We start from the raw sequence: 22,859 nt of genomic DNA on the forward strand, positions 1-22,859 counted from the left end.
GCATCCCCCCCCCCCGCTTCCCGGAGAATACCCATGTCAAAGCTCTTGACCGTCCGCGATCTCGTCGTCGAGGTCCCTGCACGAAACGTGACGATCATTGGCGGGATCAGCTTTTCCTTAGAGGCCGGACAGACGCTCGGCCTGGTCGGTGAGTCCGGCTGCGGCAAGAGCATGACCTGCTATGCGATCGCCAACATGCTGCCGCGCGGGATCGCCCGCACCGGCGGCAGCATCGAGTTTGCGTGCGACCTGTTGAAGTCAGGCAAGGCCGCCGATCCGACGATCGCAATGATCTTTCAGGATCCGACCAGCAGCCTCAACCCGGTTCATACGATCGGATATTATCTGGAATCTGCGCTCTACCGGCATCAGGGTCTGAAGGGCAACGACGCCCGGCTCGAAGCCATGCGGCTGCTGGAACGGGTCGGCATCGACCGTGCCGAAAGCCGGCTGCGCGCCTATCCCCACCAGTTTTCCGGTGGCATGAACCAGCGTGTGATGATCGCCCATGCGCTGGCAGCCAAGCCGCAACTGTTGATCGCCGACGAACCGACCACAGCGCTCGACGTCACAATGCAGGCCCAGATTCTGCACCTGCTTGAGGAATTGAAGGCCGAGACGGGCATGGCTCTGATCATCGTCTCCCACGATCTCGGCGTCATTGCCCGGCTCGCTGACCGCGCGGCCGTGATGTATTGCGGCAAGATCATCGAGACCGCGCCCGTGGCCGAGTTGCTGCTGCGCCCGGCGCATCCTTATGCCCGCGCGCTGATCACCTGCATGCCGAGCATCGATCCCGCCGATCTCGAACCGCCCGTTCCCATTCCCGGTTCCGTTCCGCTTCTCGACAGCCTTCCCGGGGGATGCCATTTTCATCCGCGCTGCTCGCGCGCGAGCGGCGAATGTGCCGCCCATTTCCCTGCTCCCGCCATGATCGGTCCCGTTCACGAGGTCTCCTGTTTTCATCCGGTGGCCGCATGAACACGCCTCTGCTCCTTGCCCGTGATCTGACCAGAGCCTATCGTCACAAGGCCGGCTTCTTCGCCAGGCCGACCAGCCAGTTGGCGGCCGATTCCATCAGCTTCGAGTTCATGGCCCGCGAACGCATTGGCGTCGTCGGTGAATCGGGAAGTGGAAAATCCACCCTTGGCCGCCTTCTCCTCGGCCTCACGCCGCCGACCCGCGGCGACGTGTGGTTCGAGGGTGTCAACCACAGGGACCGCAGCGCGCAGGACTGGACGACATTCCGCAAGTGCACATCGTTGGTACAGCAGAACCCGCTGTCGGCCCTCAATCCGCAGATGACGATCGGCGAGCAGGTCGCCGAGGGAATACTGGTCCACCGTGTCGCCGGTCGGACCGAAGCATATGAGCGCACGGCCGCGATGCTGGAGCGCGTCGGCCTGTCCGGCGCCATGATGAACCGCTTCCCGCACCAGATGTCCGGTGGCCAGCGCCAGCGCGTCGTCATTGCCCGTGCGCTGATCCTCGACCCGAAGCTGGTCGTCTTCGACGAGGCAGTCTCCGCGCTCGACGTCTCCGTGCAAGCCCAGGTCGTGGCCCTGCTGAGATCGCTCTGGCAGCAGTTGGATCTCGCCTATGTCTTCATCACCCATGATCTCCGGATCGTGCGCCATCTGGTCGATCGCATCGTGGTGATGTACTTCGGCCGCATCGTCGAGACCGGTGACATCAGGGCCGTCTATGAACATCCGCGTCATCCCTACACGCGCGCGCTGCTCGCCTCTGTACCGACCATGGACTCATCGATCCGTAGTATCGAGCCGCCGATCAAGGGCGAACTCGATGCCGGCAAGGTATCGCAGGGCTGCGCTTTCCGATCGCGCTGTCCTTTTGCTATCGACAGGTGCGCTGTCGAGACGCCGCTGCTCCGGGCATTCGACCGACAGCAGGCGGCGTGCCACCGGGCCGATGAGTTCGTCGGGCCGATCAAATCGCAGGCAACTGCGCCGCAACAGAAGAAAATAGCGCGATGACCGGGTTCATTGTTGCCCGTGCCTTCAGGGCGATCGTCGTGCTGGTCTTCACCGTCACACTGGTCTTCATCGTGTTGCGCCTAAGCGGCGACCCGGCCCAGCAAATGTTGTCCGACAATGCCAGCCCCGAGGCGCTCGCCGCTTTCAATGCCAAATGGGCGCTGGATCGATCGATTTTCGAACAGTACCTGTTCTATCTCGCTAACGCGCTGCGAGGCGATTTCGGTGTCTCATTTGCCGACGGTCGCGAAGTCTTCTCGGTTGTTAGCGAGCGGATCCCCAAGACGCTCGCCCTGACCGTTCCGGCCTTCATCCTCAGCCTGCTGATCGGCATCCCGGCGGGCATCATTGCGGCTGTGCGCCGGGAATCCGCCGTCGACAAGGGCGTCATGGCAGGCGCCGTTCTCGGTTACAGCATTCCCAACTTCCTGCTCGGCCTAGTCTTCATCTTCGCCTTCGCGGTCTGGCTCCGCGTGCTGCCCAGTTCCGGCAGCTCGACCTGGAGACATGCGATCCTGCCCGTGGCCACCTTCGCACTGTTCAACGCCGCCGCTGTCGCCCGCTTCATGCGCTCGACCCTCATCGATGTGCTCGGCCAGCCCTACATCGCGGCGGCACGCGCCGATGGTGTCCCGAACTGGGAGATCATCCTGCGCCATGCCCTGCCGAATGCGGCGATCCCGATGGTGACGACACTCGGCTTCGTCGCCGGCGGCCTGCTCGGCGGCGCCGTTCTTGTCGAACCCGTTTTCGCCTGGCCGGGCCTCGGTAGCGGCTTCGTCAATGCGACAAGCACCGGCGATCTGCCGGTCGCGCAGGCGATGATCGTGCTGTTCACGGCCTTTATGGTGATAATCAACTTTGGTGTCGACGTTCTCTATGTCGTCCTTAATCCGAAAATCAGGAAGCACTGACATGACGGTCGTGACCTCATCCCGCCCGATCCGGGGTTCGTTATGGGCTCCCTTCCGCCGCATGCCGACCAGCATTGGCTTGTGCTGCCTGTGGATCGGCATCGTTGTCGCCATCGGCATCACAGCGCGCTGGATATCGCCTTTCGATTATCTTTCGCAGGACCCGCTTTCGCGTTTCGCGAGGCCCTTCGCGTCGGCAAGCCATCTGCTGGGTTCCGACTATCTTGGCCGCGATGTGCTGAGTAACGTGCTGGTTGCTACCCAGACCACGCTGATGATCGCGCTCGCCGGGTCGATCGTCTGCGCGCTGATCGGCATCACACTCGGCCTGCTAGCCGCTCATTTCGGTGGCTGGATCGACAACGTCCTCATGGGATTTGCCGATTCAATGGCGTCGATCCCTTTCATCATCATCGCGCTCGGCGTGCTCGCCATGTTCGGTTCCAGCCCGTTGTTGTTCGTCTTCCTCGTCGGCTTCCAGAACTGGGAACGCTATGCGCGCCTAACGCGCGGCCTCGTCATCAGCGCGCTGGAGGAAGGTTATGCGGAAGCGGCGCGCATCGTCGGCGTGCCGCCGCGACGCATCTACTTCCGCCATATGCTGCCCAATATCGCCGGCCCGCTCATCGTACAGTTCACTGTGAACTTTCCGGAAATCATCCTGCTCGAAAGCGGATTGAGCTTCCTCGGTCTCGGCATCCAGCCACCGGCGACCAGCCTGGGATTGATGGTGGCCGATGGCCGGACTTATCTGGCGATAGCCTGGTGGATCGCCGCGTTCCCCGGTGTCGTCATCGTCCTCACTACCCTCTCCATCAGCCTGCTCGGCGACTATTTGCGCGACCGTTTCGACGCGCGCCTGCGTTAGTCCAAAAAGGAAAAGACAATGAATCCGCTCCGAATGAACCTCGAAACCTTGCGCGTTGGCGGCCACCGTGGTCACAGCGCCGGCGCTCCGGAAAACACGCTGGCCGCATTTCGCAAGGCCTTCGAACATGCCGGACCGCTCGTCACCTGCGAGACCGATCTTAGCATGACGAGCGACGGCGAGCTTGTGCTGATGCACGACAAGACCGTCGACCGCACGACCAACGGCCACGGCATCGTGCAGAACATGACCTATGCGGAACTCTCCAAACTGGATGCTGGCAGCTGGTTCGGCAAGGAATTCGCTGGCGAGCGCATCCCGCTGCTGCGCGACGCGCTTCACCTCGGCCGTGAACTGGGTATCGTCTTCCAGCTCGAACTGAAGATCTATGACCGCAACGAGGTGATCATTGCAAAGCTGCGCGCCTTGATCGATGAACTGGGCTGCGCCGACCTGCTGCAGTTCTCCTCCTTCGACTTCGTTCAGCTGAAGGCTGTGAAGGCCGCGATACCGGAAGTGGCGACCGTCGGCCTGATGCATTCGCGCCTGATCGACCCCGCCGCTCTTGCCAGGCAAGCCGATCTCGATGCGATGAACATCGAGATCTATCACTTTGCAAGCGGCGAGGCGCGCCAGCTGCATGACGAGGATTTTGCCGTCTTCACCTATCTGCCGGGGGGCTATCATGAAAAGCTGATGCAATATGGGATCGACGTCGAGGCTCAGATCGTCCAGTGGGTTCGGGAAGGCCAGCTGGACCAGCTCATGGGCGACGATGTCGCGCAGATGGCAAGGCTCAAGGAGCTGGCGCGTGGCTGATGTGCGCGCCTCTCGCTCTTCCTCTATTTCGGTCAAGGCCATTGTTGAAGGCATCGCACGGGACGCTGGAAAGCTGGCCCTGACCCATTTTGAATCTCTGGCGAGTTTGCCGGTCGAAGCGAAGGGCCATCTCGACCTGGTGACCGCAGCTGACAGGGAGGTCGAGGAACTCCTGATCCGAAAGCTGCGGGACGCCTTTCCCGAGGATGGCATTTTCGGCGAAGAGGGTGGCAATGTCCCCGGCAGGTCCGGGCGCATCTGGGTTATCGATCCAATCGACGGAACGTTCAACTTTGTCCGCGGCAGCCAGAACTGGGCGGTGTCGATCGGTCTTTACGAAAACCGCCGGCCGGTGTTCGGCGTGATCCACGCGCCCGCCCGCGACTTGACAATTGCGGGCGGGACGGCGGTCCCGGCACAGCTTAACGGCAAGCCGATCAAGCCACTCCCGGCATTCGTCATGTCGCGGGCATCGACGGGCTTCAGTTTCCATCCCACGGTATCGACAGCTGACCGGCTCGAAGCCATTCGCTTCATCTCGGAAGACCTCGGCATCAGCTTCCGGCTTTGCGGCGCCGCCACGATCTCGCTGATCGAAGTCATGCTTGGCGAGACCGATGGGTACCTCTCCATTGGTGATTCAACCTGGGATGTGATGGCCGCGCTTCCAATTCTCGCAAGTCTCGGTGTCTCGCATACCATTGACTGGGATCGAACGGAGCTTTCCCAGAAGCTGCGCTTCGCCTGCGGTAGCGAGGCGTTTCTCGACAAGGTTAGACCGCTGCTGCAGACCTTGTCGATCGCCATCTGACCGCGGCCAGGCGGTTGATCGCTTTACGGCCGCTCCTCTTTTGTCCAAAGAACTCCGACGCAGTCGCGCAGCCAGCCGTGTCGGTCGAGAATGGCATGCGCCGTGCTTTTGGCAGGCACATCTATCTCTCTGGTCGATCAGTTTATCCCGCCAAACTTGGAATATGCCGCTCGACCAATCGCAGGAATCGTTGGTTGCGAGTCCCCGCAACCAATTCCTACTCCATTCCAGCCCACGCCGCAGGTCGTCGATCGCCGAGACTGAAGGCAAAACCGGCATCATCAATATGAAAGGGACGCCGTGGCGAGATATCTAGCTTAGGCGGTTTCGGATGGCTTTTGCGTGGCCAGGTACGCCCCTGAAGGGCCAGGGCTGGCTGCAATCCTGCTTTGTCGGATGACATCCTCCGGGCGCGACGTGGCGGCAGCTTTTAATGGGGGGAGATCGAGATGGGTCTTTCAAACGCAACCCATCGCCGCTCACGCCTCTGGCTGCTGCCAATGAGGATAGGTCACATAAGCGGTCACGGCACCGTTCTCGTGGGAGCGGATAGTCACCCTGTCGCCTTTCTGCATGGCGATGATCTCTCCGGGGCCTGCCGTCACTGTTTTGTGGCCATTGGAGACGGTGATCTTTCCTTCAAGGATCACCATTGTGTCGTGCACGGCCATCGTCTCTTCCAGGATCTGGTCTGGCCCGTAGCGCCCGAAACCGACGGTGACCGGCCCGCCATGGCGCTGATCGAGGAGGTTGCCGGTGAAGATGTCACCGTCCTGCCCTGGCGAGCGCTCGAATGCTGCGTCGGCAATGGTCAACTTGTGAATGGTCATGGACCGACTCCTTTGAGATTGGCTCGGGGAACCCGAGCTGGGGGGCTGGGAAAGGCGCTGACTCGACTGAACTGCGGAACAGAGCCGGGCGCTCCGTCCCGCAGGCTCTCAGTTGGTAATGAACTTCAAGATATCCGCACTCAGCACATCGGCATTGACCGTCAGCATGCCGTGAGAATAACCGGGATAAGTCTTCAGCGAGCCGTTCCGCAGAAGTTTGACCGCCTTCAAAGCCGAGGCGGCTATCGGAACGACCTGATCGTCCTCGCCGTGGAGCACCAGCGTCGGCACGGTGATTGCCTTCAAGTCCTCTGTCTGGTCGGTTTCCGAAAAGGCCTTGATGCCATCATAGTGCGCCTTGGCGCTGCCCATCATGCCCTGCCGCCACCAGTTCTGGATCACGCCTTCATGGACCGTCGCGCCCTCGCGGTTGAAGCCGTAGAACGGGCCCGCCGGGACGTCCCGGAAGAACTGGGCACGGTTGCTGGCCAGTGCCGACCGAAAGCCGTCGAAGACCTCAATCGGCGTGCCTTCGGGGTTGTCGTTTGTCTTCAGCATCAGCGGAGGAATGGCGGCGACCAGGACAGCCTTGGTCACCCGGCCCGCGGGCTCGCCGAACTTGGCCACATAGCGGGCCACTTCGCCGCCACCGGTGGAATGGCCGATGTGAACCGCGTTCGTCAGGTCCAGCGCCTTGGCGACGGCAAAGGCATCGGCCGCGTAGTGGTCGATGTCGTGACCTTCGGCAACCTGCTCCGAGCGCCCATGTCCGCGCCGATCATGCGCGACGACCCGATAGCCCTTCGACAGGAAGAAAAGCATCTGCGCATCCCAGTCGTCGGAACTGAGCGGCCAGCCATGGTGAAAAACGATGGGCTGGGCGTCCTTCGGACCCCAGTCCTTGTAGAAAATCTGAACGTTATCGTTGGTCGTGACAAAGCCCATGGTGAGTTCTCCTTCTGACAGTTTGAAAGTGACATGTTTGCCGGCACGCGCGGTGCTCGGCAGGAATGCGAAGCTCGCGGCAAGTGCTGCGCCCGCGATCAGGGCATCGCGGCGGCTGAGCGGCAGGCCTGGGATTGAGATTGGAGGCATGGAGAGGTTCCGTGGATTGACCCGGAAAGCGGATTTAAAGGGGTTATGAATGTGTCCTTGGCTGCCCTTCGAGCTTGAGCAGGTTTGCCGGTGGACATGCTCCCAAGTGCACGTCCTGAGGCCTTGATCTCATCTCGACAAACGATGCGATAGTCCGCCATGGCGCGAAGCTGTGTCGCTAAACGGGGAACGCCGAATGGATTTGGCCCTCGCGCGTCCTGAAGCCGATAACGCGGAAGGGAACGCCGTGGATCGCAGATCGTGGCTGGTGTAAGTCAACGCAAGAGCGGCGGACTATCCGAGGCAGGATTCAGCGTTGCAGGTCAGCCACGGGTGCAGTGCCAAACATGCTCTTATACTCTCGACTGAATTGCGACGGGCTTGTGTAGCCTACCTCATATGCCACGCGCGATACGTTGGTGCTCCCGGCGGTAAGAAGCTTTCGCGCTTCCAGGAGGCGTATATGACGTTGGAAGGCCAGCGGGCTAAATCCCGTGACAGCCTTGAAGTGCATGTGAAAGGAGGTGACGCTCATGCCGGAAGAGGCCGCCAGGTCGCGGATGACAATCTGTTCGCTGTGGTTGGCGGCGTGCCAGTCAGCCGCAGTCTTCAATCGCGGTCTTGCGCGCGAATTGAATGCGCAGGTAGTAGAGTAGGTCACCTCAACTCTTATCGCTGCACTCGGGATTACTTGCAGAGCTGTATCGCTGAAATCAGGGATTGCGTTCCACTTTTTGGGACACAGTTTTGCGAATATGGAGACTATTCAGCCTAAAACTGCAACGCTACCAACGCGGTGGAGACTGAATGGCGGGTATGGTCTATCTTCGGCGGGCGCGCGGTTGCTCGAGCATGTGAGATCGGAAGGGCGAATGCATGGCTGAAGCGAGCTTGGGGCAGACGATCGGGCCTGCGATCGTTCTGATGGGAGCGGCCGTTGTCGCGGTGCCCTTGTTTCGGCGGATCGGTCTCGGTTCGGTTTTGGGCTATTTCGCTGCCGGCGTGCTTGTCGGTCCGTCGGTGATCGGATTGTTCACCGATGCGCTGTCCATTCTGCATTTCTCCGAACTCGGGGTGGTGATGTTCCTGTTCGTGATCGGACTGGAGTTGCGCCCGTACAAGCTGTGGGCCATGCGTGGTCAGATTTTCGGGCTGGGCCTCGTGCAGGTCGCGGCGGCAACCGCGGCCCTGACGCTGACGGGCATGCTGGTTTTTGGCCTTTCCCGCCCCGTTGCCTTCATCGCAGGGGCAGGTTTCGTCCTTTCCTCGACGGCCGTCATCATGTCGGTCCTGCAGGAGCGCGGCGAGATATCGAGTGCCGAGGGCCAGAAATCGGTATCTATCCTCCTCTTCGAGGACCTGATGATCGTGCCGCTTCTGGCGGTGGTTGCCTTCCTGTCGCCTCTGTCCCAAGGACAGTCGGGGTGGATGGACGTTTTGCTGGCGATTGGCGCGTTACTGGTACTTCTGGGCGTATCAAGATGGGGCCTGAACCCGTTTTTCGCCTTGCTGGCGCGTGCGCGAACGAGAGAAGTGATGACGGCCGGTGCGCTGCTGGTGGTGCTTGGAGCAGCATTGCTGATGGCCGGCGCTGGTCTTTCCATGGCGATGGGCGCATTCCTTGCCGGGGTGATGCTGTCGAGCTCCAGCTACCGGCACCAGATCGAAAGCGATATCGAGCCGTTTCGCGGCCTGCTGATGGGCCTGTTCTTCATGGCCGTCGGCATGTCGCTCGACCTTTCCGTCGTTGCCGCGGAATGGCGGCTTCTGCTGTCCATGCTGGTCGCATTCACCGTCGCAAAAGGCGTCGTGGTCTATACAGTTGCTCGTTTGTTTGCCAGTTCCAGCCGCCAGGCATTGCACCGCACCTCGATGTTCCTGCAGGGCGGCGAATTCGCCTTTGTGCTCTACGCCGCCGCGTCCGCGGGCGGCGTGATCGATGCGCGCGAGAACGCGCTGTTCACCACCGTCGTGATCTTCTCCATGGTTCTGACGCCGCTTCTCATGATCGCGGCAGACCGGCTGCTGCGAAGCGAGGCCTCTATGGAGGGCGTTGAGGCGGCCCGGGATCTCGATGGACGGGTGCTCATCATCGGTTTCGGCCGCTTCGGACAGATCGCTTCGCAACTGCTGCTTTCCAAGGGAGTCAGGCTCTCCGTGATTGATATGAGTCCCGACCGGATCCGGGAAGCGGGGCGGTTCGGGTTCAAGGTCTTTTTCGGCGACGGCACCCGGCTCGATACTCTGCGCCATTCCGGCGCGGGTTCCGCCGAAGCACTGATGATCTGCATCGACGACCCGAAGGCCGGAATGCAGATCGTGGAGCTGGCGCAGCATGAATTCCCGCAGGCAAAGATCCTCGTGCGCAGCTATGATCGCGGGCATGCGGTGGACCTGATCCGCGCCGGCGTGGACTATCAGATCCGCGAGACGGTCGAATCCGCGTATCTGATGGGAGCGGAGGGCCTTCGCGCATTGGGTTATGCCGAGCTTGACGTGGAGGAAGCCGCCAAAGACGTCCGTCAACGGGACAACGAGCGACTGTCCGAGCAGGTGCAGGGTAACATCATGTCCGGCCAGGATCGCCTGCACGTCCGGCCCGTTCCTGAGCCGTTTAGCGGAGTAGCAGTGTCGAAATAGACAGCGGCAGGTACTCCATCGCAAGCTTCCCTCATCAAAAAGGAAAAGCGCATGAAAGCCGCAGTCTACGACAACCCCGGTCCTCCGGCAGTCTTGAGATATGCCGATGTGCCCGATCCGATTTGCGGGCCGGATGATGTTCTGATTGCCGTCGAGGCGATTTCGATCGAGGGCGGCGATCTGATCAATCGCCGGTCAACGCCACAGCAATTCCCTTGGATCGTCGGCTATGCTGCTGCCGGGACCGTTATCTCGATCGGGGCAAATGTGCGCGACCGGGCAGTCGGCGAAAAGGTGACTGCCTTCGATATGCATGGATCCCATGCGGAGCTCTGGTCCGTCCCCGCCTCGCGGACATGGCTGGTTCCGGACGGCGGTCAAATGGCACAGGCCGCCGCGCTGCCGATTTCCTTCGGCACGGCCTATCACTGCCTGATCACCAAAGGCGGCTTGCGTGAAACCGAGACGGTCCTGATTCAGGCTGCCGCTGGCGGCGTCGGTCTGGCGGCCATCCAACTGGCGCGTGACGCCGGGGCGACCGTTATCGCCGTGGCCAGCGGCAGTGAGAGACAGGCACGCCTGGCTGAGCTCGGCGCATCACATGTCATCGATCGCCTGGAGAAGGATGTCGTGGAGGAGGTTCTTCGACTGACCGGGCGTAAGGGTGCCGACCTCGTTCTCGATCCGGTTGGCTCGACCTTGCAGGCCTCGCTATCCGCACTCGCGCCCGAGGGTCGCCTCGTATTCGTCGGGAATGCAGGTGGCGGCAGCCTCAATGTCGACCTCTGGCAACCGATGCAGAACAATCAAACGCTTCACGGTGTCTTCATGGGGCCGCTTTTCGAGAGGCCGGCCGTATACAGGACCGTCAGCCAACTTCTCGAGGCCGTGACCGAGGGACGCGTGGAAGTCGTGATCGATCGCGTGTTTCCGTTGAGCGACGCATCGAAGGCGCATGAATATGCGGAGACAGCCAAGCCGCTGGGGCGTGTTGTGATGGTGCCCTGACTTTGAGGATACAATCGCCTCCTGTCGCATACCCATTTACATGCGGGGTAACCCTTTGGCACCAGGGCCGTGATCAAAGCACTCGATCAGCATTTCGGTCAGCACCCGGACTTTTCTTGCGGGATGCTGCCCGGGCGGTCTGACGACATATATTCCGGCCGGGGGCGGTGGATGGCGTTTCATGACCGGAACCAACTCTCCTGAGTCGAGATAATCTTTTATGAGGTCGTCAGGGAGTGCGGCGATACCCAGACCGGCTGCTGCGGCGACAGCGAGAGCGGCCCCGTTATCGGCCTTGAAGCGTCCCTGTGGGCGAACGGTTATCACCTTGTCTCCATCCATCACTTGCCAGGCTTCCGTTCCCTGCATGAGAGCCTGATGGGCGACAAGCTCGTCCGGCGTCTCCGGAGAGCCATGGGCTTTGATATAATCCGGGCTTGCGACGTAACTCCCATAGAGGGGACCGACGCGTTTTGCGATCAGGCTGGAGTCCTGAAGGGTGCCAACGCGGATCGCACAATCATAGCCTTCCGCGATCAGATCCACGAAACGATCACTGTAACAGGTCTGGATCTGAAGATGAGGATGGCGGCGTGCCATTTGCGCAATCACCGCTGCGAAATGCGTCGGACCGAAGGAAAGTGGCGCGGCAACCCTGAGGCGACCGCGGAGCTCACCGGCGGGCACAATTGTTTCCCTGGCCACATCGATCTCGGCGGAAACCCTGGCTGCATAGTCCCGAAACGTTGCGCCGGCCTCGGTCAGGGAAGCCCCGCGGGTGGATCGGGCAAGGAGCTGGACACCAAGCTCCGCTTCGAGCCGCATGAGCCGGCGGCTGACCATAGACTTGGAGACGCCAAGTCGCAGCGCGGCAGCTGAAACACCTCCGGCATCCGCTACTTCAACAAAAGTCCGCAGGTCTTCAATGTCCACTTTGGCGTTCCCCGTCTTGCGACACAGCTCATCAGGAACGAGCACTACCGCATCACAAACGGGAATGACAAGTTTCGTCCCGCGGCAGCGCCTCGGAGGGCGCATGTCTTTTGAGCAAACGCGCTTCAATAAACCGCCAACATAGGATGAAACCATGACCTTTCGTAACGGCCTTGATTCACTTCTCCGCCCTGAAGACTCCGTCCTCGTCCTGATAGATCATCAGCCCTACCAGCTGGCCAACCTCAACAGCCATGACCCGCAAGCTGTGGTCAACCAAACGACCGCGCTGGCGAAGCTGGCAAAAGCCTTCAATGTTCCGACCATTCTCACCAGCGTGATCGCGGCGCGCGGCGGACTTCTCTTTAAGCAGATCACCGACGTATTTCCGGACCAGGAAGTCATCGATCGCACCTGGGTGAACACCTGGCAGGACGAGAATGTGGTGAACGTCGTCAAGGCGACCGGCCGCAAGCAACTGATCATCGCTGGGCTGTGGACCGAGGTCTGTGTCGCAATGCCTGTGATACAGGCTGCCGGCGAAGGCTGGGACGTGACCGTGATCACCGACGCGTCGGGCGGGATTTCAAAGGAGTCTCATGAAGTTGCCATCCAGAGAATGATCGCGGCCGGCGCGAACGTGATGACCGTGATGGCGCTCGCTGGCGAATGGCAACGCGATTGGGCGCGCACCGGGCATGTCGAGGAGCTGACCCAGATTCTCATCCAGCACTTCAGCGGCAGCGGCATCGCGTATCTTTGGGAGCAGCAGTTGCTCAACACGCCAGTGCCGACCACCAAAGGCGGTCACTAAAATCTAACAGACAATGACGGGGTTCTCGATGAACGTATCGCAAGAGCCTGGACGGTGCGTTGAACCTCGTCGTCCCTTTTTCATGACAGGTCGAAGTATCTGAAGCACCCGCTTGATTGTGCGCATGATGAATTTCCAGCGTCAGTCACCGGCGTAAACTGGCAAATATCCAGGAGCCAAAAATGGAAATCGGTATCGACAGTTTCGCAGCTATCCTCCCGGATCCGGCGACAGGCAAGCTTCCTTCGGCGACCGAGCGCATGGCCGAGCTCATCGAGGAGGTCGTCGTCGCGGACCGCGTCGGGCTCGATGTGTTCGGCATAGGCGAGCATCATCGCGGGGAGTTTCTCGACTCCGCACCGACTGTCATTCTGGCTGCGGCAGCGGCCCGGACCAACCGGATCAGGTTGACCAGCGCGGTGACCGTTCTGAGCGCCGCCGACCCGGTGCGGGTTTTTCAAGAATTCGCAACGCTCGATCTGATCTCTAAGGGCCGCGCGGAAATGGTTGTCGGCCGAGGTTCGTTCGTTGAGGCCTACCCGCTCTTCGGCCTGGATACGCGGGATTATGACGACCTTTTTGCGGAGAAGCTCGATCTGTTTCTCAAGCTTGGCGAGACGACGAGCATCAACTGGGAAGGTCGTTTTCGCCCACCGCTCAGGGGGCAAGGTGTTTTCCCGCGTCCTCATCAATCACGGCTCCCGATATGGATCGGGGTGGGTGGAACGCCGCAATCCTTCGTTCGCGCCGGTGCGCTTGGCCTGCCGCTGATGATCGCAATCATCGGCGGCAGCTTCGAGCGCTTCCGTCCGCTTGTCGATCTCTATCGCGAAGCTGGCAGCCGCGCGGGGCATAGCCCCGAAGTGCTCAAGATCGGCGTTCACGCAATGGGTTTTGTCGGCGAGACCGACACTGCAGCGAAGGACGCTTTCTTTCCCGGCTGGGCGCATCTCACCTCGAAGATCGGTCGAGAGCGCGGCTGGTCGCCCCCGTCGCGCCAGCAGTTCGAAGCCATGGCAGGTCCGGAGGGCGTATTCCTGGTCGGCGATCCGCAGACGGTCGCAGCCAAGATGCTGCAGGCCAGTGAAACGCTTGGCGGCGTCTCTCGCATCACCTTCCAGATGAGCACAGCCTCTCTCGACACGGCAGCGATGAAGAGATCGATCGAACTTCTTGGCACTGAAGTCGCGCCAATCGTGAGGGCAGCGCGATAGCTGAAGGCCAGGCCGTATCGCAAAGCGGGGAACGCCGAATGGATATCGAGGATCTACGGTCTTTCGTCGAAGTTGCCGATGCCGGGGGCGTTTCTCCCGCGGCACGTCGACTGGGGGTCTCCAAGTCAATGGTCAGTCGGCGCCTCATCCGGATTGAGGAAGCGTTCGGCATCCAACTTCTTGCAAGAACGACCCGTGGCGCCGGTCTCACGGAAGCTGGGACTACGTTTCGAGAACATGCCGCCAGGATTTGTGCCGAGATCGACCTTGCGCGGGAAACGATCTCGCCTGCTGGTGATCTTCGCGGGCGCCTGCGGGTGGCCGTCCCGTTAACATCGGGCCCGATACACTTTGCACCCGTGCTTGCGGAGATGGCACGCCACCACCCGCGGCTTCAGATCCATGCCGACTATAGCGATCGCTTCGTCGATCTGATTGCGGATGGCTATGATTGCGCGATCCGGGTCGGGGCCTTGCGCGACTCGAACCTGATTGCAAGACGCGTCGGTCAGATTTACGGCAAGCTGGTAGCGAGCCCGGACTATATCAGAGCGCATGGTTCGCCTGAAACGCCGGACGAAATCGTCGCTCATCAAGCCCTGATTGGTGCCGAGGCGTGGCGGTTTATGGATGGCGACAAGGTCGTCACTGTGCAGCCGCAGGGGCGCTTCAGTTCCGACAACGGCGCGGCGCTCGCCAGCGCGGCCGCAGCAGGGCTTGGTATAGCGTGGCTTCCCGATTGTGTTACCCATGAATATCTTGCGTCCGGCGCACTCGTTCCAGTCATGACCCGCTTTCCGCTGCCTGTCGGTGGGGTCTACGTCGTGCGGCCATCCAGCCCGCACCCCGCGCGAAAAGTACGCATCCTCTCCGAGTTCCTGATCGGATCATTCGAAAGAAGCCCGCTTTTGTAGGGTCTGCGTGTTGACACATCGACTGCGCGTTCCGCCTTTTGCGACACAGTTCACCGCGCCGCGCAACTAGTCGCGGAGGCGCTCACCCGTTAGTCACTTGGGGCCATGCAGCGACCCCTGCGCTCCACGCAGGCAGGAGATCGCCAAACGGATGAGGTGAAGGCGCATGAGTTGGAACCCTGCAATCGAACCAGGCTGTCCTGACGAGGTCGGCATCGATTCGATCCAAACCCTTATCGTGCCGCGCTCTCGCGACCTTGGCGGCTTCGAGGTTCGGCGCGCCCTGCCGGCGCCGAAGCAGCAGATGGTGGGACCATTCATCTTCTTCGACCAGGCTGGCCCTGCCGAGCTGTTGACCGGCCAGGGCATCGATGTTCGGCCGCACCCCCATATCGGTCTTGGCACGGTCACCTATCTGTATCGCGGTGACTTTCACCACCGCGACAGCACCGGGGCTGACCAGATCATCCGTCCCGGTGAGTTGAACTGGATGGTTGCTGGGCGAGGTGTTTCCCATTCCGAGCGGACATCCGCAGCAGCGCGGACAGGGCCGAACGGCTTGTTCGGGATCCAGACCTGGCTGGCCTTGCCGGAAGCCCACGAGGACATCGCGCCGATGTTCGAACACCACGGCAAGGAGACGCTGCCGATGATCGAGGATCATGGTGTGTCGGTGAGGCTCATTCTCGGGAACGCCTATGGCAAGTTCGCTCCCGCGACCATGTTTTCCGAAACATTCTATGCCGATGTCAGGCTTGAAGCAGGCGCTCGGCTGCCGATGCCGGACGATCATGAGGACCGGGGCATCTACATTGTCGAAGGCTCGATCTCGATCGCCGGCCGGGAGTTCGAAGCAGCCCAGATGATGGTGTTTCGTCCTGGCGACAGGATCACGGTCGCAGCCGGGGAAAAAGGCGCGCGGCTGATGATCTTAGGCGGGGCGACACTTTCCGGCCCACGCTACATCTGGTGGAACTTCGTCGCCTCATCCAGGGAGCGGATCGAGGAAGCCAAGGCTGAATGGCGGGCACAGAACTGGGGCGCGGGGCGCTTCGATCTTCCGATCGATGACCGGGATGAGCACATCCCGCTTCCAGAGTGATGGGGCGCGGGGAATTAGCATGTCAGCACGCCCTTTGAGGTCAGGCGCTATTGCGCGGCGGGTTGCGCCGCCGCTCCACGGTCCCTCTGGGGACTGGTGGGGGCAAGTGCGGTGGCGCGCGGGTGATCTATTTCTAACACGACACCGATATGCCGCTCTTTGCGCTTACCGCCTATGCCAAGAACGGCTTCTGGCAGTTGACCATGGTGCTTATGGACAGGTTCAAGAGGAGAAAGCCATGAGCAATGTTGCCGAAGCATCCGTCGTGGGCTTGAGCAGGCGGTGGCCTATGTCGAAGGCAGGGCCACCGCGAACGCCTATCGCGTCAATGTTCCCGAACGGATCGACGTGAAGGCGATCCACGCCAACCTCGACATGATGCAGGAAGAGTTCGCGGGCCGGTTCAGGCTTATCTTCAAGTTATCAACCGTGCGCCAAAGGCCGTTCAGAAGGCGTTGCAGGCGGCTTGACTGGAGCGGTCGCTTTGAACAAGCCGTCCTATGCAACGCTGATGCCTCGCCAGCGCCGCACGATGAAGATTTATGTCTTCAGCGGCACACTTTATCCCTCAACTCCACGATGGCATCCACTTCCACCAGCGCGTTGGCGGGGAGGCTTGAGACGCAGACTGCCGTTCGTGCGTGGCGTCCGCGATCGCCGTAAAGGGCGATGAAGAGTTCGGATGCGCCGTCGGCGATTTTCGGGCCGTCAGGGAAGCCCGCCGGCGCGGCAACGAATGCGCCGAGCCTCAGGACCTCCGCCAGGCAATCGAGGGAGCCTGCGGCGGCCCGAATGTTGAAGAGAAGGTTCAGAGCGCACATCTCAGCTGCCTTCTTCGCAGCAGCGAGGTCGTAGTCCGGCGCGACCGGACCGAAATAGCGCGGATTGCCGTTCCATTCGCAGATCTGCCCGGCAAGGAAGAGCAGATTGCCGCTCCGCTTGTAAGGAAGGAAATTGGCGCGGGACGGCGAGCTTTCCGGCAGAGAAAGGCCGAGCTCGGCGAGCCGTGCGAGCGTTTGATCGGTCTGGTCAGCCATGATAGTGCCTTTTCATCCTATCGTTTTTTCGGGCAGCATGTCTCGTATTCTCCTTATCAATCCGAACAGCAATCGGGAAACCACCGAGGCAATGGTCGCGATCGCCGCTTCCGCCATGCCCGATCACCACTTCGCGGGCAGGACGGCCCCCTTCGGGGAGAGCATGATCGTCGAACCGCAGGCGCTTGTGATCGGTGCGCGCGCCGTCTCCGCCATTCTCGCGGGTGAGATTGCCGAGGGGACGGTCTTCGATGGCGCGATCATCGCGGCTTTCGGTGATCCGGGCCTCGATGAGGCGCGTCGTCTCGGCACCGTTCCAGTCTGCGGGATCGGTGAGGCAAGCTTCCATGAAGCGGGTGCGGCCGGACGCAGTTTCGCAGTCGCCACGACGACACCTGCCCTTGAGCGGGCCATCGCGGAACGGGTCGAAAAGACGGGGCTTTCCAGCCGGTTCATAGGCTCCTTCTTTACCCCCGGTGATCCCTTTGCGGTTATCGCTGATCCCGCAAGACTGAAGGAAGAGCTTAGCCTGACGGTGGAGGCGGCAATTCGGGCCGGTGCGGAGGCCGTCATCATCGGTGGCGGACCTCTGGCCATGGCTGCGCGCGATCTGGGAAGGCGCCATGCGGTGCCGATCATCGAGCCGGTTCCGGCTGCCGCCCGGCGCATTGCCGCCATGCTTCATCCGTGTTGATACCCGGCGAGCCTTGCGGCAAATCCGATGAGCGAACGGTCGGAGCCGCGCGGGCCGATAATGGAAAGCCCGTACGGCGCGCCATCGACCTTGCCTGCTGGAAAGACCACTTGCGGAAGTCCGGTCATGCCCGCCACACATAGAAACGGCATCGCAAGGTGGCGAAAGCCGTCGAAGACTTCCTGCGGTGCGTCGAGCCGGAAGGGCGCATCATGCACTACCGGCGCCAGCAGGACGCCGTCCGTGCCGAGCATGTCATCCATTTTGTCACGGAAAGCAGCGCGCAGGGCATTTGGTCCTTCAGCTTCGGCGGCGCTGATGGATCGGGCCTGGGCGAAGCGCTCGTCGATACCGCGGGCAAGCGGCATGCCGCTCTTTTCGATCCAGGGAACGACGGATTGCTTGGCGTCATATGCCTGCAGGATACGATAGGCCTCATAAAGGGCATCAGCGCCGCCTGCGGGGTAAATCCTTGCTTCCTGAGCAGAAAGATCACCAAAAAAGGAGTCGTAAACGGCTTTCTGCTCTTCGCCGAGGCGGGCCACCATGTCGACGGGCCGGATGAGACGCGGGGTTTCCGGCAGTTCGATCCGATCGTTCCCAAATACGACGGCGCCGGTCTCGGCAAGGGTTTTCGCATCGCGAGCGAAAAAGCCGCAGGTATCGAAGCTCGCCGCAAGCTCCATGCAGCCCTCGAGCGAAATGCGAGCGTGGGTTGGGCGGATGCCCCATAGCCCGCAGAAACTGGAGGGCGCGCGGACGGATCCGCCCGTATCGGTCCCCAAGCCGATATCGGCAAGTCCGGCGGCGACCGCGGCAGCCGAGCCGGAGGAGGAACCGCCCGGTATCCGATCGGGTGCCGCGGCATTGATGGGTGTGCCGAAATGCACGTTCATCCCGTAAAGCGACCAGGCAAGCTCATCGGTATGGGTTTTGCCGACAAATCGGGCGCCTGCATCGAGAAGCTTCTGTACGACAGGCGCGGTTTTGGTCTTGATATCGCTTTCGGCGAGCTTGGTTGGGCAACCGCAGCCGGTGCGGTATCCGGCGACATCGAAAAGATCCTTGACGGCAAGCGTCAATCCGGCAAGCGCCCCCTCAGGGGAGGAGGCGACCGCCACAGGCGGGTAGGGCATGAAGGCGTGGACCGGGTCGTGTTCAAGAAGCATGGAATTCCCGTATGGAGTTATCAAGCGATCGCCGGCGCGGCGGTAAGGCCATTTGAGGCGGGTGAGTGCCCCTCTTCGAGATTGCAGGCCACCTGCCGGCCGGGGCTGGGGGCAAAGAAGGGCGGCAGCGCCCTCAGACATTGCGGCTGCGCTTCCGTACACCGCGGCGCGAAAGAACAGACATCCGGCTTCGTTTCCAGCGAGGGCGGCGAGCCCGCAATGGCATCAAGCCGCGTACCGCGGTCGACGCCATGCAGGTTCGCCGCGAGAAGACCGCGGGTATAGGGATGGCGCGCATCCTTGATGATATCGCGGGTGCTGCCGGATTCGACGACATTGCCGGCATACATCACCGCCACGCGATCGGAGATTTCCACCGCAACGCCGATGTCGTGGGTGACGAAAATAATGCTCATGCCGAACTCGCGCTGAAGTTCACGCAGGAGCAGGAGGATCTGTATCTGCACCGTGGCATCGAGCGCCGTGGTCGGCTCGTCGGCGAGCAGCAGCTTGGGGCGGCAGGCCAGTGCCAGCGCGATCATGGCACGCTGGCGCATTCCGCCCGACATCTCGTGCGGATAGTTCTTGAGCCGCCGCTCCGGTGAAGGAATACGCACCCGCGTCAGCATATCGAGCGCCACCTCGCGTGCTTCGGCACGGCCGACGCTCTTGTGACGCATGACCGTCTCGGCGATCTGGTCGCCGATCGTATAGACCGGATCGAGCGCCAATGCCGGCTCCTGAAACACCATGGAGACATCGCCACCGCGATAGGCCGAAAGCCGCGCGCCGGAAAGCGTCATGATATCCGTGCCGTTGACGCGGATCGTGCCGTCGATCTCCGCTCGCTTGGGTGGCAGAAGGCGCAGGAGCGTCTTGAGCGTTACACTCTTGCCCGAACCGGATTCACCCAGCAAACCCAGCATCTCTCCTTCCTGCAGGCGCAGATTGAGCCCATTGATGGCATGGACGGTCCGCTCGCCATTGAAGCGGACATGCAGGTTCTCGATCTCGAGCAAGGGAGCTTCGCTCATGCTGCGACCTCCTTGCCTGCAAGTGAATGGCCGGAAGACGGATCCCGCAGATGGCAGGCGGCGAGATGATCGGGATTTTCACCGAAAGTCGCAAGCGTGGGGGGCTTATCGCGGCACACATGCTCGGCAAACCGGCAGCGGGTGTGGAAACGACAGCCCGAAGGCGGATCGATCGGATTGGGCGGGTCACCGGCCAGTGGCGGCTCTTCCGTGCGATTGTCGGGGTCCATGGAAGGCATCGCCGCGAAAAGCGAGACGGTATAGGGGTGAGCCTGCTTCGCATAGATGGCTTCGACCGGCCCGACCTCCACGACTTCCCCGAGATACATGACCAGCACGCGGTCGGAAATATAGCGCACCACGTTCAAATCATGGCTGATGAAGACATAGGTGAGGCCGAATTCCTTGCGCAGCTCAGTCAAAAGATTGAGCACCTGTGCCTCGACCGATTTGTCGAGCGCCGAGACCGCCTCATCGAGAATGACGAGGCGCGGAGACATGGCAAGCGCGCGCGCGATATTGACGCGCTGGCGCTGGCCGCCGGAAAGCTCATGCGGATAGCGATGAGCGAAACGGTTGGGATCGAGCCCCACCCGCGCCATCAGGTCGCGTGCCCGGTCTTTTGGATCGGAAAGCCCCTGCACTTTCGGTCCGAAGGCGATCGAATCCGCGATGGTGAGGCGCGGATTGAGAGAGGCATAGGAATCCTGAAAGACCATCTGCACCGAGCGGCGCATTTCCTTGAGCGAGATGTCCGAGCCCAGAATATCACCGTCGAAGATGACGGAGCCGTCATCGAGCTCCGTCAGCCCGATCAGGAGGCGGGCGGTGGTCGATTTCCCGCAGCCCGATTCTCCGACGATGCCGAGTGTCTCGCCCTTACGCACTTCGAAGGAGACGCCATCGACGGCATGGACGGTAGCCGTCTGCCGGTTGAGGAGGCCGGAGCGGACCGGAAAATGCTTCTTCAGGTTCTGGGCAAGAATGAGCGGCTGTCGCGGACCGCCGCGATCCGCCGGGTGGGGAAGGACTTCAGTCTTTGACATTCATGGCACTCCTCAGCCCATCACTCAGAAGGTTGAGACAGAGCGACGTAATGAAGATCATCACGCCGGGCAGGGCGGTAACGATCGGGTTTACATAGATGGCGGTGCGCAACGTATTGAGCATCAGCCCCCATTCCGGCTGGGGCGGCTTGACGCCGATGCCGAGGAAGGAAAGCCCTGCGGCAAGGATCATGCACACGCTGGTAAGGCTCGTAGCATAGACGAAGATGGGGCCGAGCACATTGCCGAGCACATGCACGCGGACGATGGTAAATGCATTGCCGCCGGAGGCGCGCGCCGCATCGATATAGTCGAGCGAGCGCACGCTCGAGGTCACGCTCTCGGCAACCCGCGTAATCGGCGGGATGAAGACGATGGTGAGAGAGACAAGGCTGTTGACGATGCCTGCGCCGAGCGCACCGGAAATGGCGATCGCCAGAAGAACGGAGGGGAAGGCGAAGAAGATGTCGACGGTGCGCATGATAATCGTGTTCACCCACCCACCGACATAACCAGCCGCCACGCCGAGAACCGTGGCGATGAAAAAGGCGAACACCACCGGCAAGAGCCCGATGAGCAGCGTCAGCCGGCCGCCATAGATGAGGCGGGCGAGCATGTCGCGGCCCTGTTCGTCGGAACCGAGCGGAAGTCCCTCCGTGCCGATAGGCCGAAGCCGCTTGATCATGCTACCTCGATAGGGGTCTGCGAGATCGAGCCAGGGGGCGAAGATGGCGGCGAGGATCAGGAGAAGGAGAATGACGGCGCAGGCAACGGCGATCCTGTCCTTAAGGAAACGGCGCAGCACATTCGACCAGTAGCTCCGCGTCTTCGCCGCGGTAGCGGTGATCTCGGACGGCGACGATGCCGCCGATGGAGAAATGGCGGATGCCATGGCTCAGCTCCTCTTGATGCGCGGGTCGATTGCGGCTTGAGCGACATCCACGATGAGATTGGCGAAGATGAAGAACAGGGCGAGCACGAGGATCGTGCCCTGCAGCAGCGGCAGATCGCGCTGGAAGATGGCGTTTGACAGGAGAAAGCCCGACCCCGGCCAGTTGAATACGGTTTCGATGAGGATCGAGCCGCCGAGAAGATAGCCAAGCTGGATGCCCATGACGGACAGGGCAGTGGGAGCGGCGTTGCGCACGACATGACGCAGGACGGCACCTTGGTTGAGCCCTTTGGCATAAAGTGCCTGGACGAAATCCATGGAAAAAATCTCGCCGACCAGCGCCCGCACCGTGCGCGCTACGATGCCGATCGGCACCACCGACAGCGTGATCGCAGGCAGGACGAGATGGCGGATATGCGCCCAGTCCCATGCCCAGTCGGCGGAACCGCCGGAGCTGCCGGGGCCGGCGCCCATGGCCGGCAGCCAACCAAGTGTTACCGAGAAAACGATGACAAGGACAATGCCGAGCCAGTAGTTTGGCAAGGATACACCGGTGATCGCCACCGCGGTGATCGCCTTATCAACGACGGTATCGCGGAAATAGCCGGCCAGAAAGCCGAGAATGAGACCGACCGGAAAGGCGACGAAGCTTGCGGCTACCGCAAGCAGCAACGAGTTGCGTACCGCATTGAAAACCTCTCCCACCACCGGGCGCCCTGTCGCGATGGATTCTCCGAGATCCCCGGTGACGGCCTTGCCGATCCAGATGCCGTATTGGACGGGCAACGGCTTGTCGAGACCGTAGGCCGCGCGCATCGCTGCCTGCTCCTCCTGGGTCGCGTCGACCGCCATGATGGATGTCAGTGGATCGCCAGGGGCGATGTGCACGAGCAGGAAACAGATGATACTGACGCCAATGGCGACAGGCACGATATAGAGGAGACGGCGCAGGAGATAGATCAGCATAGGCTCTGCGTTCTTTTCGACGGTTATGATCCCCGGAGCCGCTGCCCTGCCGGGCAGAGGCA

General features: G+C 61.4%; 23 protein-coding genes. 13 read left to right on the forward strand and 10 right to left on the reverse strand.

The window, feature by feature from the left end; all coding sequences use genetic code 11:
* Positions 1-33: 33 nt before the first annotated feature.
* From ACE04I_RS17340 to ACE04I_RS17365, 6 genes are read left to right on the forward strand one after another with little or no spacing between them, the layout of a single operon-like run.
* The gene (locus ACE04I_RS17340) at positions 34-981 is read left to right on the forward strand and encodes an ABC transporter ATP-binding protein (protein ID WP_046796902.1); all 948 of its coding nucleotides are present in this window, start codon (positions 34-36) and stop codon (positions 979-981) included.
* On the forward strand, positions 978-1,997 hold the full coding sequence (locus ACE04I_RS17345; RefSeq protein ID WP_487207381.1) for an oligopeptide/dipeptide ABC transporter ATP-binding protein: 1,020 nt from the start codon (positions 978-980) through the stop codon (positions 1,995-1,997). The genes ACE04I_RS17340 and ACE04I_RS17345 overlap by 4 nt, the downstream gene beginning before the upstream one ends.
* Entirely contained in the window at positions 1,994-2,911 is a 918-nt protein-coding gene (locus ACE04I_RS17350) for an ABC transporter permease (RefSeq protein WP_225525101.1), read from the forward strand. The genes ACE04I_RS17345 and ACE04I_RS17350 overlap by 4 nt, the downstream gene beginning before the upstream one ends.
* Before the next feature lies 1 nt (position 2,912).
* Complete coding sequence (locus ACE04I_RS17355) at positions 2,913-3,779, forward strand: ABC transporter permease (protein WP_487207382.1); 867 nt, start codon at positions 2,913-2,915, stop codon at positions 3,777-3,779.
* An 18-nt stretch (positions 3,780-3,797) separates the two neighbouring features.
* Positions 3,798-4,598 carry a glycerophosphodiester phosphodiesterase gene (locus ACE04I_RS17360; RefSeq protein ID WP_487207383.1) on the forward strand — a complete coding sequence of 267 codons (801 nt, stop codon included), beginning with the start codon at positions 3,798-3,800 and terminating at the stop codon, positions 4,596-4,598.
* The gene (locus ACE04I_RS17365) at positions 4,591-5,409 is read left to right on the forward strand and encodes an inositol monophosphatase family protein (protein ID WP_046796897.1); all 819 of its coding nucleotides are present in this window, start codon (positions 4,591-4,593) and stop codon (positions 5,407-5,409) included. Before ACE04I_RS17360 ends, ACE04I_RS17365 begins: the two co-directional genes overlap by 8 nt.
* Positions 5,410-5,888: 479 nt before the next feature.
* Here the strand turns inward: ACE04I_RS17365 and ACE04I_RS17370 are convergent, their stop codons facing one another.
* From ACE04I_RS17370 to ACE04I_RS17380, 3 genes are all read right to left on the reverse strand, one after another.
* On the reverse strand, positions 5,889-6,239 hold the full coding sequence (locus ACE04I_RS17370) for an ethanolamine utilization protein (protein ID WP_487207384.1): 351 nt from the start codon (positions 6,237-6,239) through the stop codon (positions 5,889-5,891).
* Between the two features lie 108 nt (positions 6,240-6,347).
* Positions 6,348-7,334, reverse strand: coding sequence for an alpha/beta fold hydrolase (locus ACE04I_RS17375; protein WP_082118486.1), 987 nt, complete (start codon positions 7,332-7,334; stop codon positions 6,348-6,350).
* 310 nt (positions 7,335-7,644) lie between these two features.
* Positions 7,645-7,995 carry a helix-turn-helix domain-containing protein gene (locus ACE04I_RS17380; protein ID WP_487207385.1) on the reverse strand — a complete coding sequence of 117 codons (351 nt, stop codon included), beginning with the start codon at positions 7,993-7,995 and terminating at the stop codon, positions 7,645-7,647.
* Positions 7,996-8,210: 215 nt separating this feature from the next.
* On the opposite strand from ACE04I_RS17380, the gene ACE04I_RS17385 reads away from it, so the two are divergent.
* Complete coding sequence (locus ACE04I_RS17385) at positions 8,211-9,974, forward strand: monovalent cation:proton antiporter-2 (CPA2) family protein (RefSeq protein WP_046796895.1); 1,764 nt, start codon at positions 8,211-8,213, stop codon at positions 9,972-9,974.
* 51 nt (positions 9,975-10,025) lie between these two features.
* Positions 10,026-10,982 carry a quinone oxidoreductase family protein gene (locus tag ACE04I_RS17390; RefSeq protein WP_487207386.1) on the forward strand — a complete coding sequence of 319 codons (957 nt, stop codon included), beginning with the start codon at positions 10,026-10,028 and terminating at the stop codon, positions 10,980-10,982.
* Between the two features lie 36 nt (positions 10,983-11,018).
* On the opposite strand, the gene ACE04I_RS17395 is transcribed toward ACE04I_RS17390, so the two are convergent.
* On the reverse strand, positions 11,019-11,915 hold the full coding sequence (locus ACE04I_RS17395) for a LysR family transcriptional regulator (protein ID WP_046796973.1): 897 nt from the start codon (positions 11,913-11,915) through the stop codon (positions 11,019-11,021).
* Positions 11,916-12,069: 154 nt separating this feature from the next.
* On the opposite strand from ACE04I_RS17395, the gene ACE04I_RS17400 reads away from it, so the two are divergent.
* The 4 genes from ACE04I_RS17400 to ACE04I_RS17415 all read left to right on the forward strand — a co-directional run bounded on the left by ACE04I_RS17400 (position 12,070) and on the right by ACE04I_RS17415 (position 15,959).
* Positions 12,070-12,729: a hydrolase gene (locus ACE04I_RS17400; RefSeq protein ID WP_046796893.1), complete on the forward strand. Its 660-nt coding sequence runs from the start codon at positions 12,070-12,072 to the stop codon at positions 12,727-12,729.
* A 182-nt stretch (positions 12,730-12,911) separates the two neighbouring features.
* Positions 12,912-13,943: an LLM class flavin-dependent oxidoreductase gene (locus tag ACE04I_RS17405; protein ID WP_046796892.1), complete on the forward strand. Its 1,032-nt coding sequence runs from the start codon at positions 12,912-12,914 to the stop codon at positions 13,941-13,943.
* A 38-nt stretch (positions 13,944-13,981) separates the two neighbouring features.
* Entirely contained in the window at positions 13,982-14,857 is an 876-nt protein-coding gene (locus ACE04I_RS17410; RefSeq protein WP_046796891.1) for a LysR family transcriptional regulator, read from the forward strand.
* Positions 14,858-15,023: 166 nt separating this feature from the next.
* Positions 15,024-15,959 carry a pirin family protein gene (locus tag ACE04I_RS17415; protein WP_487207387.1) on the forward strand — a complete coding sequence of 312 codons (936 nt, stop codon included), beginning with the start codon at positions 15,024-15,026 and terminating at the stop codon, positions 15,957-15,959.
* A gap of 548 nt (positions 15,960-16,507) precedes the next feature.
* On the opposite strand, the gene ACE04I_RS17420 is transcribed toward ACE04I_RS17415, so the two are convergent.
* Positions 16,508-16,996 (reverse strand): RidA family protein, encoded by a 489-nt coding sequence (locus ACE04I_RS17420; protein WP_487207388.1) that lies wholly within the window; start codon positions 16,994-16,996, stop codon positions 16,508-16,510.
* A 37-nt stretch (positions 16,997-17,033) separates the two neighbouring features.
* Between ACE04I_RS17420 and ACE04I_RS17425 the strand changes: the two genes are divergently transcribed.
* On the forward strand, positions 17,034-17,690 hold the full coding sequence (locus tag ACE04I_RS17425) for an aspartate/glutamate racemase family protein (RefSeq protein WP_046796888.1): 657 nt from the start codon (positions 17,034-17,036) through the stop codon (positions 17,688-17,690).
* On the opposite strand, the gene ACE04I_RS17430 is transcribed toward ACE04I_RS17425, so the two are convergent.
* Genes ACE04I_RS17430 through ACE04I_RS17450 form a run of 5 tightly spaced genes read right to left on the reverse strand, consistent with a single transcriptional unit; the run spans position 17,678 to position 22,797 of the window.
* On the reverse strand, positions 17,678-18,859 hold the full coding sequence (locus tag ACE04I_RS17430) for an amidase (protein WP_046796887.1): 1,182 nt from the start codon (positions 18,857-18,859) through the stop codon (positions 17,678-17,680). The two genes, ACE04I_RS17425 and ACE04I_RS17430, sit on opposite strands and share 13 nt — an antisense overlap.
* Before the next feature lie 20 nt (positions 18,860-18,879).
* A complete protein-coding gene (locus ACE04I_RS17435) occupies positions 18,880-19,893 on the reverse strand; it encodes an ABC transporter ATP-binding protein (protein ID WP_046796886.1) in 1,014 nt (337 codons plus the stop codon).
* Positions 19,890-20,939: an ABC transporter ATP-binding protein gene (locus tag ACE04I_RS17440; RefSeq protein ID WP_487207389.1), complete on the reverse strand. Its 1,050-nt coding sequence runs from the start codon at positions 20,937-20,939 to the stop codon at positions 19,890-19,892. The genes ACE04I_RS17435 and ACE04I_RS17440 overlap by 4 nt, the downstream gene beginning before the upstream one ends.
* Positions 20,926-21,831, reverse strand: coding sequence for an ABC transporter permease (locus tag ACE04I_RS17445; RefSeq protein ID WP_487207390.1), 906 nt, complete (start codon positions 21,829-21,831; stop codon positions 20,926-20,928). The genes ACE04I_RS17440 and ACE04I_RS17445 overlap by 14 nt, the downstream gene beginning before the upstream one ends.
* 3 nt (positions 21,832-21,834) lie before the next feature.
* The gene (locus tag ACE04I_RS17450) at positions 21,835-22,797 is read right to left on the reverse strand and encodes an ABC transporter permease (RefSeq protein ID WP_046796884.1); all 963 of its coding nucleotides are present in this window, start codon (positions 22,795-22,797) and stop codon (positions 21,835-21,837) included.
* Positions 22,798-22,859: the final 62 nt, after the last annotated feature.

The organism is Rhizobium moroccans (assembly GCF_057559155.1).

Bases quoted from the DNA above. Each gene is read 5' to 3' on its own strand.
- ACE04I_RS17445 (WP_487207390.1), bottom strand. From the start codon at position 21,831: ATGGCATCCGCCATTTCTCCATCGGCGGCATCGTCGCCGTCCGAGATC.
- ACE04I_RS17405 (WP_046796892.1), top strand. From the start codon at position 12,912: ATGGAAATCGGTATCGACAGTTTCGCAGCTATCCTCCCGGATCCGGCG.
- ACE04I_RS17345 (WP_487207381.1), top strand. From the start codon at position 978: ATGAACACGCCTCTGCTCCTTGCCCGTGATCTGACCAGAGCCTATCGT.
- ACE04I_RS17385 (WP_046796895.1), top strand. From the start codon at position 8,211: ATGGCTGAAGCGAGCTTGGGGCAGACGATCGGGCCTGCGATCGTTCTG.
- ACE04I_RS17400 (WP_046796893.1), top strand. From the start codon at position 12,070: ATGACCTTTCGTAACGGCCTTGATTCACTTCTCCGCCCTGAAGACTCC.
- ACE04I_RS17410 (WP_046796891.1), top strand. From the start codon at position 13,982: ATGGATATCGAGGATCTACGGTCTTTCGTCGAAGTTGCCGATGCCGGG.
- ACE04I_RS17375 (WP_082118486.1), bottom strand. From the start codon at position 7,334: ATGCCTCCAATCTCAATCCCAGGCCTGCCGCTCAGCCGCCGCGATGCC.
- ACE04I_RS17420 (WP_487207388.1), bottom strand. From the start codon at position 16,996: ATGGCTGACCAGACCGATCAAACGCTCGCACGGCTCGCCGAGCTCGGC.
- ACE04I_RS17430 (WP_046796887.1), bottom strand. From the start codon at position 18,859: ATGCTTCTTGAACACGACCCGGTCCACGCCTTCATGCCCTACCCGCCT.
- ACE04I_RS17425 (WP_046796888.1), top strand. From the start codon at position 17,034: ATGTCTCGTATTCTCCTTATCAATCCGAACAGCAATCGGGAAACCACC.
- ACE04I_RS17435 (WP_046796886.1), bottom strand. From the start codon at position 19,893: ATGAGCGAAGCTCCCTTGCTCGAGATCGAGAACCTGCATGTCCGCTTC.
- ACE04I_RS17340 (WP_046796902.1), top strand. From the start codon at position 34: ATGTCAAAGCTCTTGACCGTCCGCGATCTCGTCGTCGAGGTCCCTGCA.
- ACE04I_RS17450 (WP_046796884.1), bottom strand. From the start codon at position 22,797: ATGCTGATCTATCTCCTGCGCCGTCTCCTCTATATCGTGCCTGTCGCC.
- ACE04I_RS17415 (WP_487207387.1), top strand. From the start codon at position 15,024: ATGAGTTGGAACCCTGCAATCGAACCAGGCTGTCCTGACGAGGTCGGC.
- ACE04I_RS17370 (WP_487207384.1), bottom strand. From the start codon at position 6,239: ATGACCATTCACAAGTTGACCATTGCCGACGCAGCATTCGAGCGCTCG.
- ACE04I_RS17360 (WP_487207383.1), top strand. From the start codon at position 3,798: ATGAATCCGCTCCGAATGAACCTCGAAACCTTGCGCGTTGGCGGCCAC.
- ACE04I_RS17440 (WP_487207389.1), bottom strand. From the start codon at position 20,939: ATGTCAAAGACTGAAGTCCTTCCCCACCCGGCGGATCGCGGCGGTCCG.
- ACE04I_RS17350 (WP_225525101.1), top strand. From the start codon at position 1,994: ATGACCGGGTTCATTGTTGCCCGTGCCTTCAGGGCGATCGTCGTGCTG.
- ACE04I_RS17390 (WP_487207386.1), top strand. From the start codon at position 10,026: ATGAAAGCCGCAGTCTACGACAACCCCGGTCCTCCGGCAGTCTTGAGA.
- ACE04I_RS17355 (WP_487207382.1), top strand. From the start codon at position 2,913: ATGACGGTCGTGACCTCATCCCGCCCGATCCGGGGTTCGTTATGGGCT.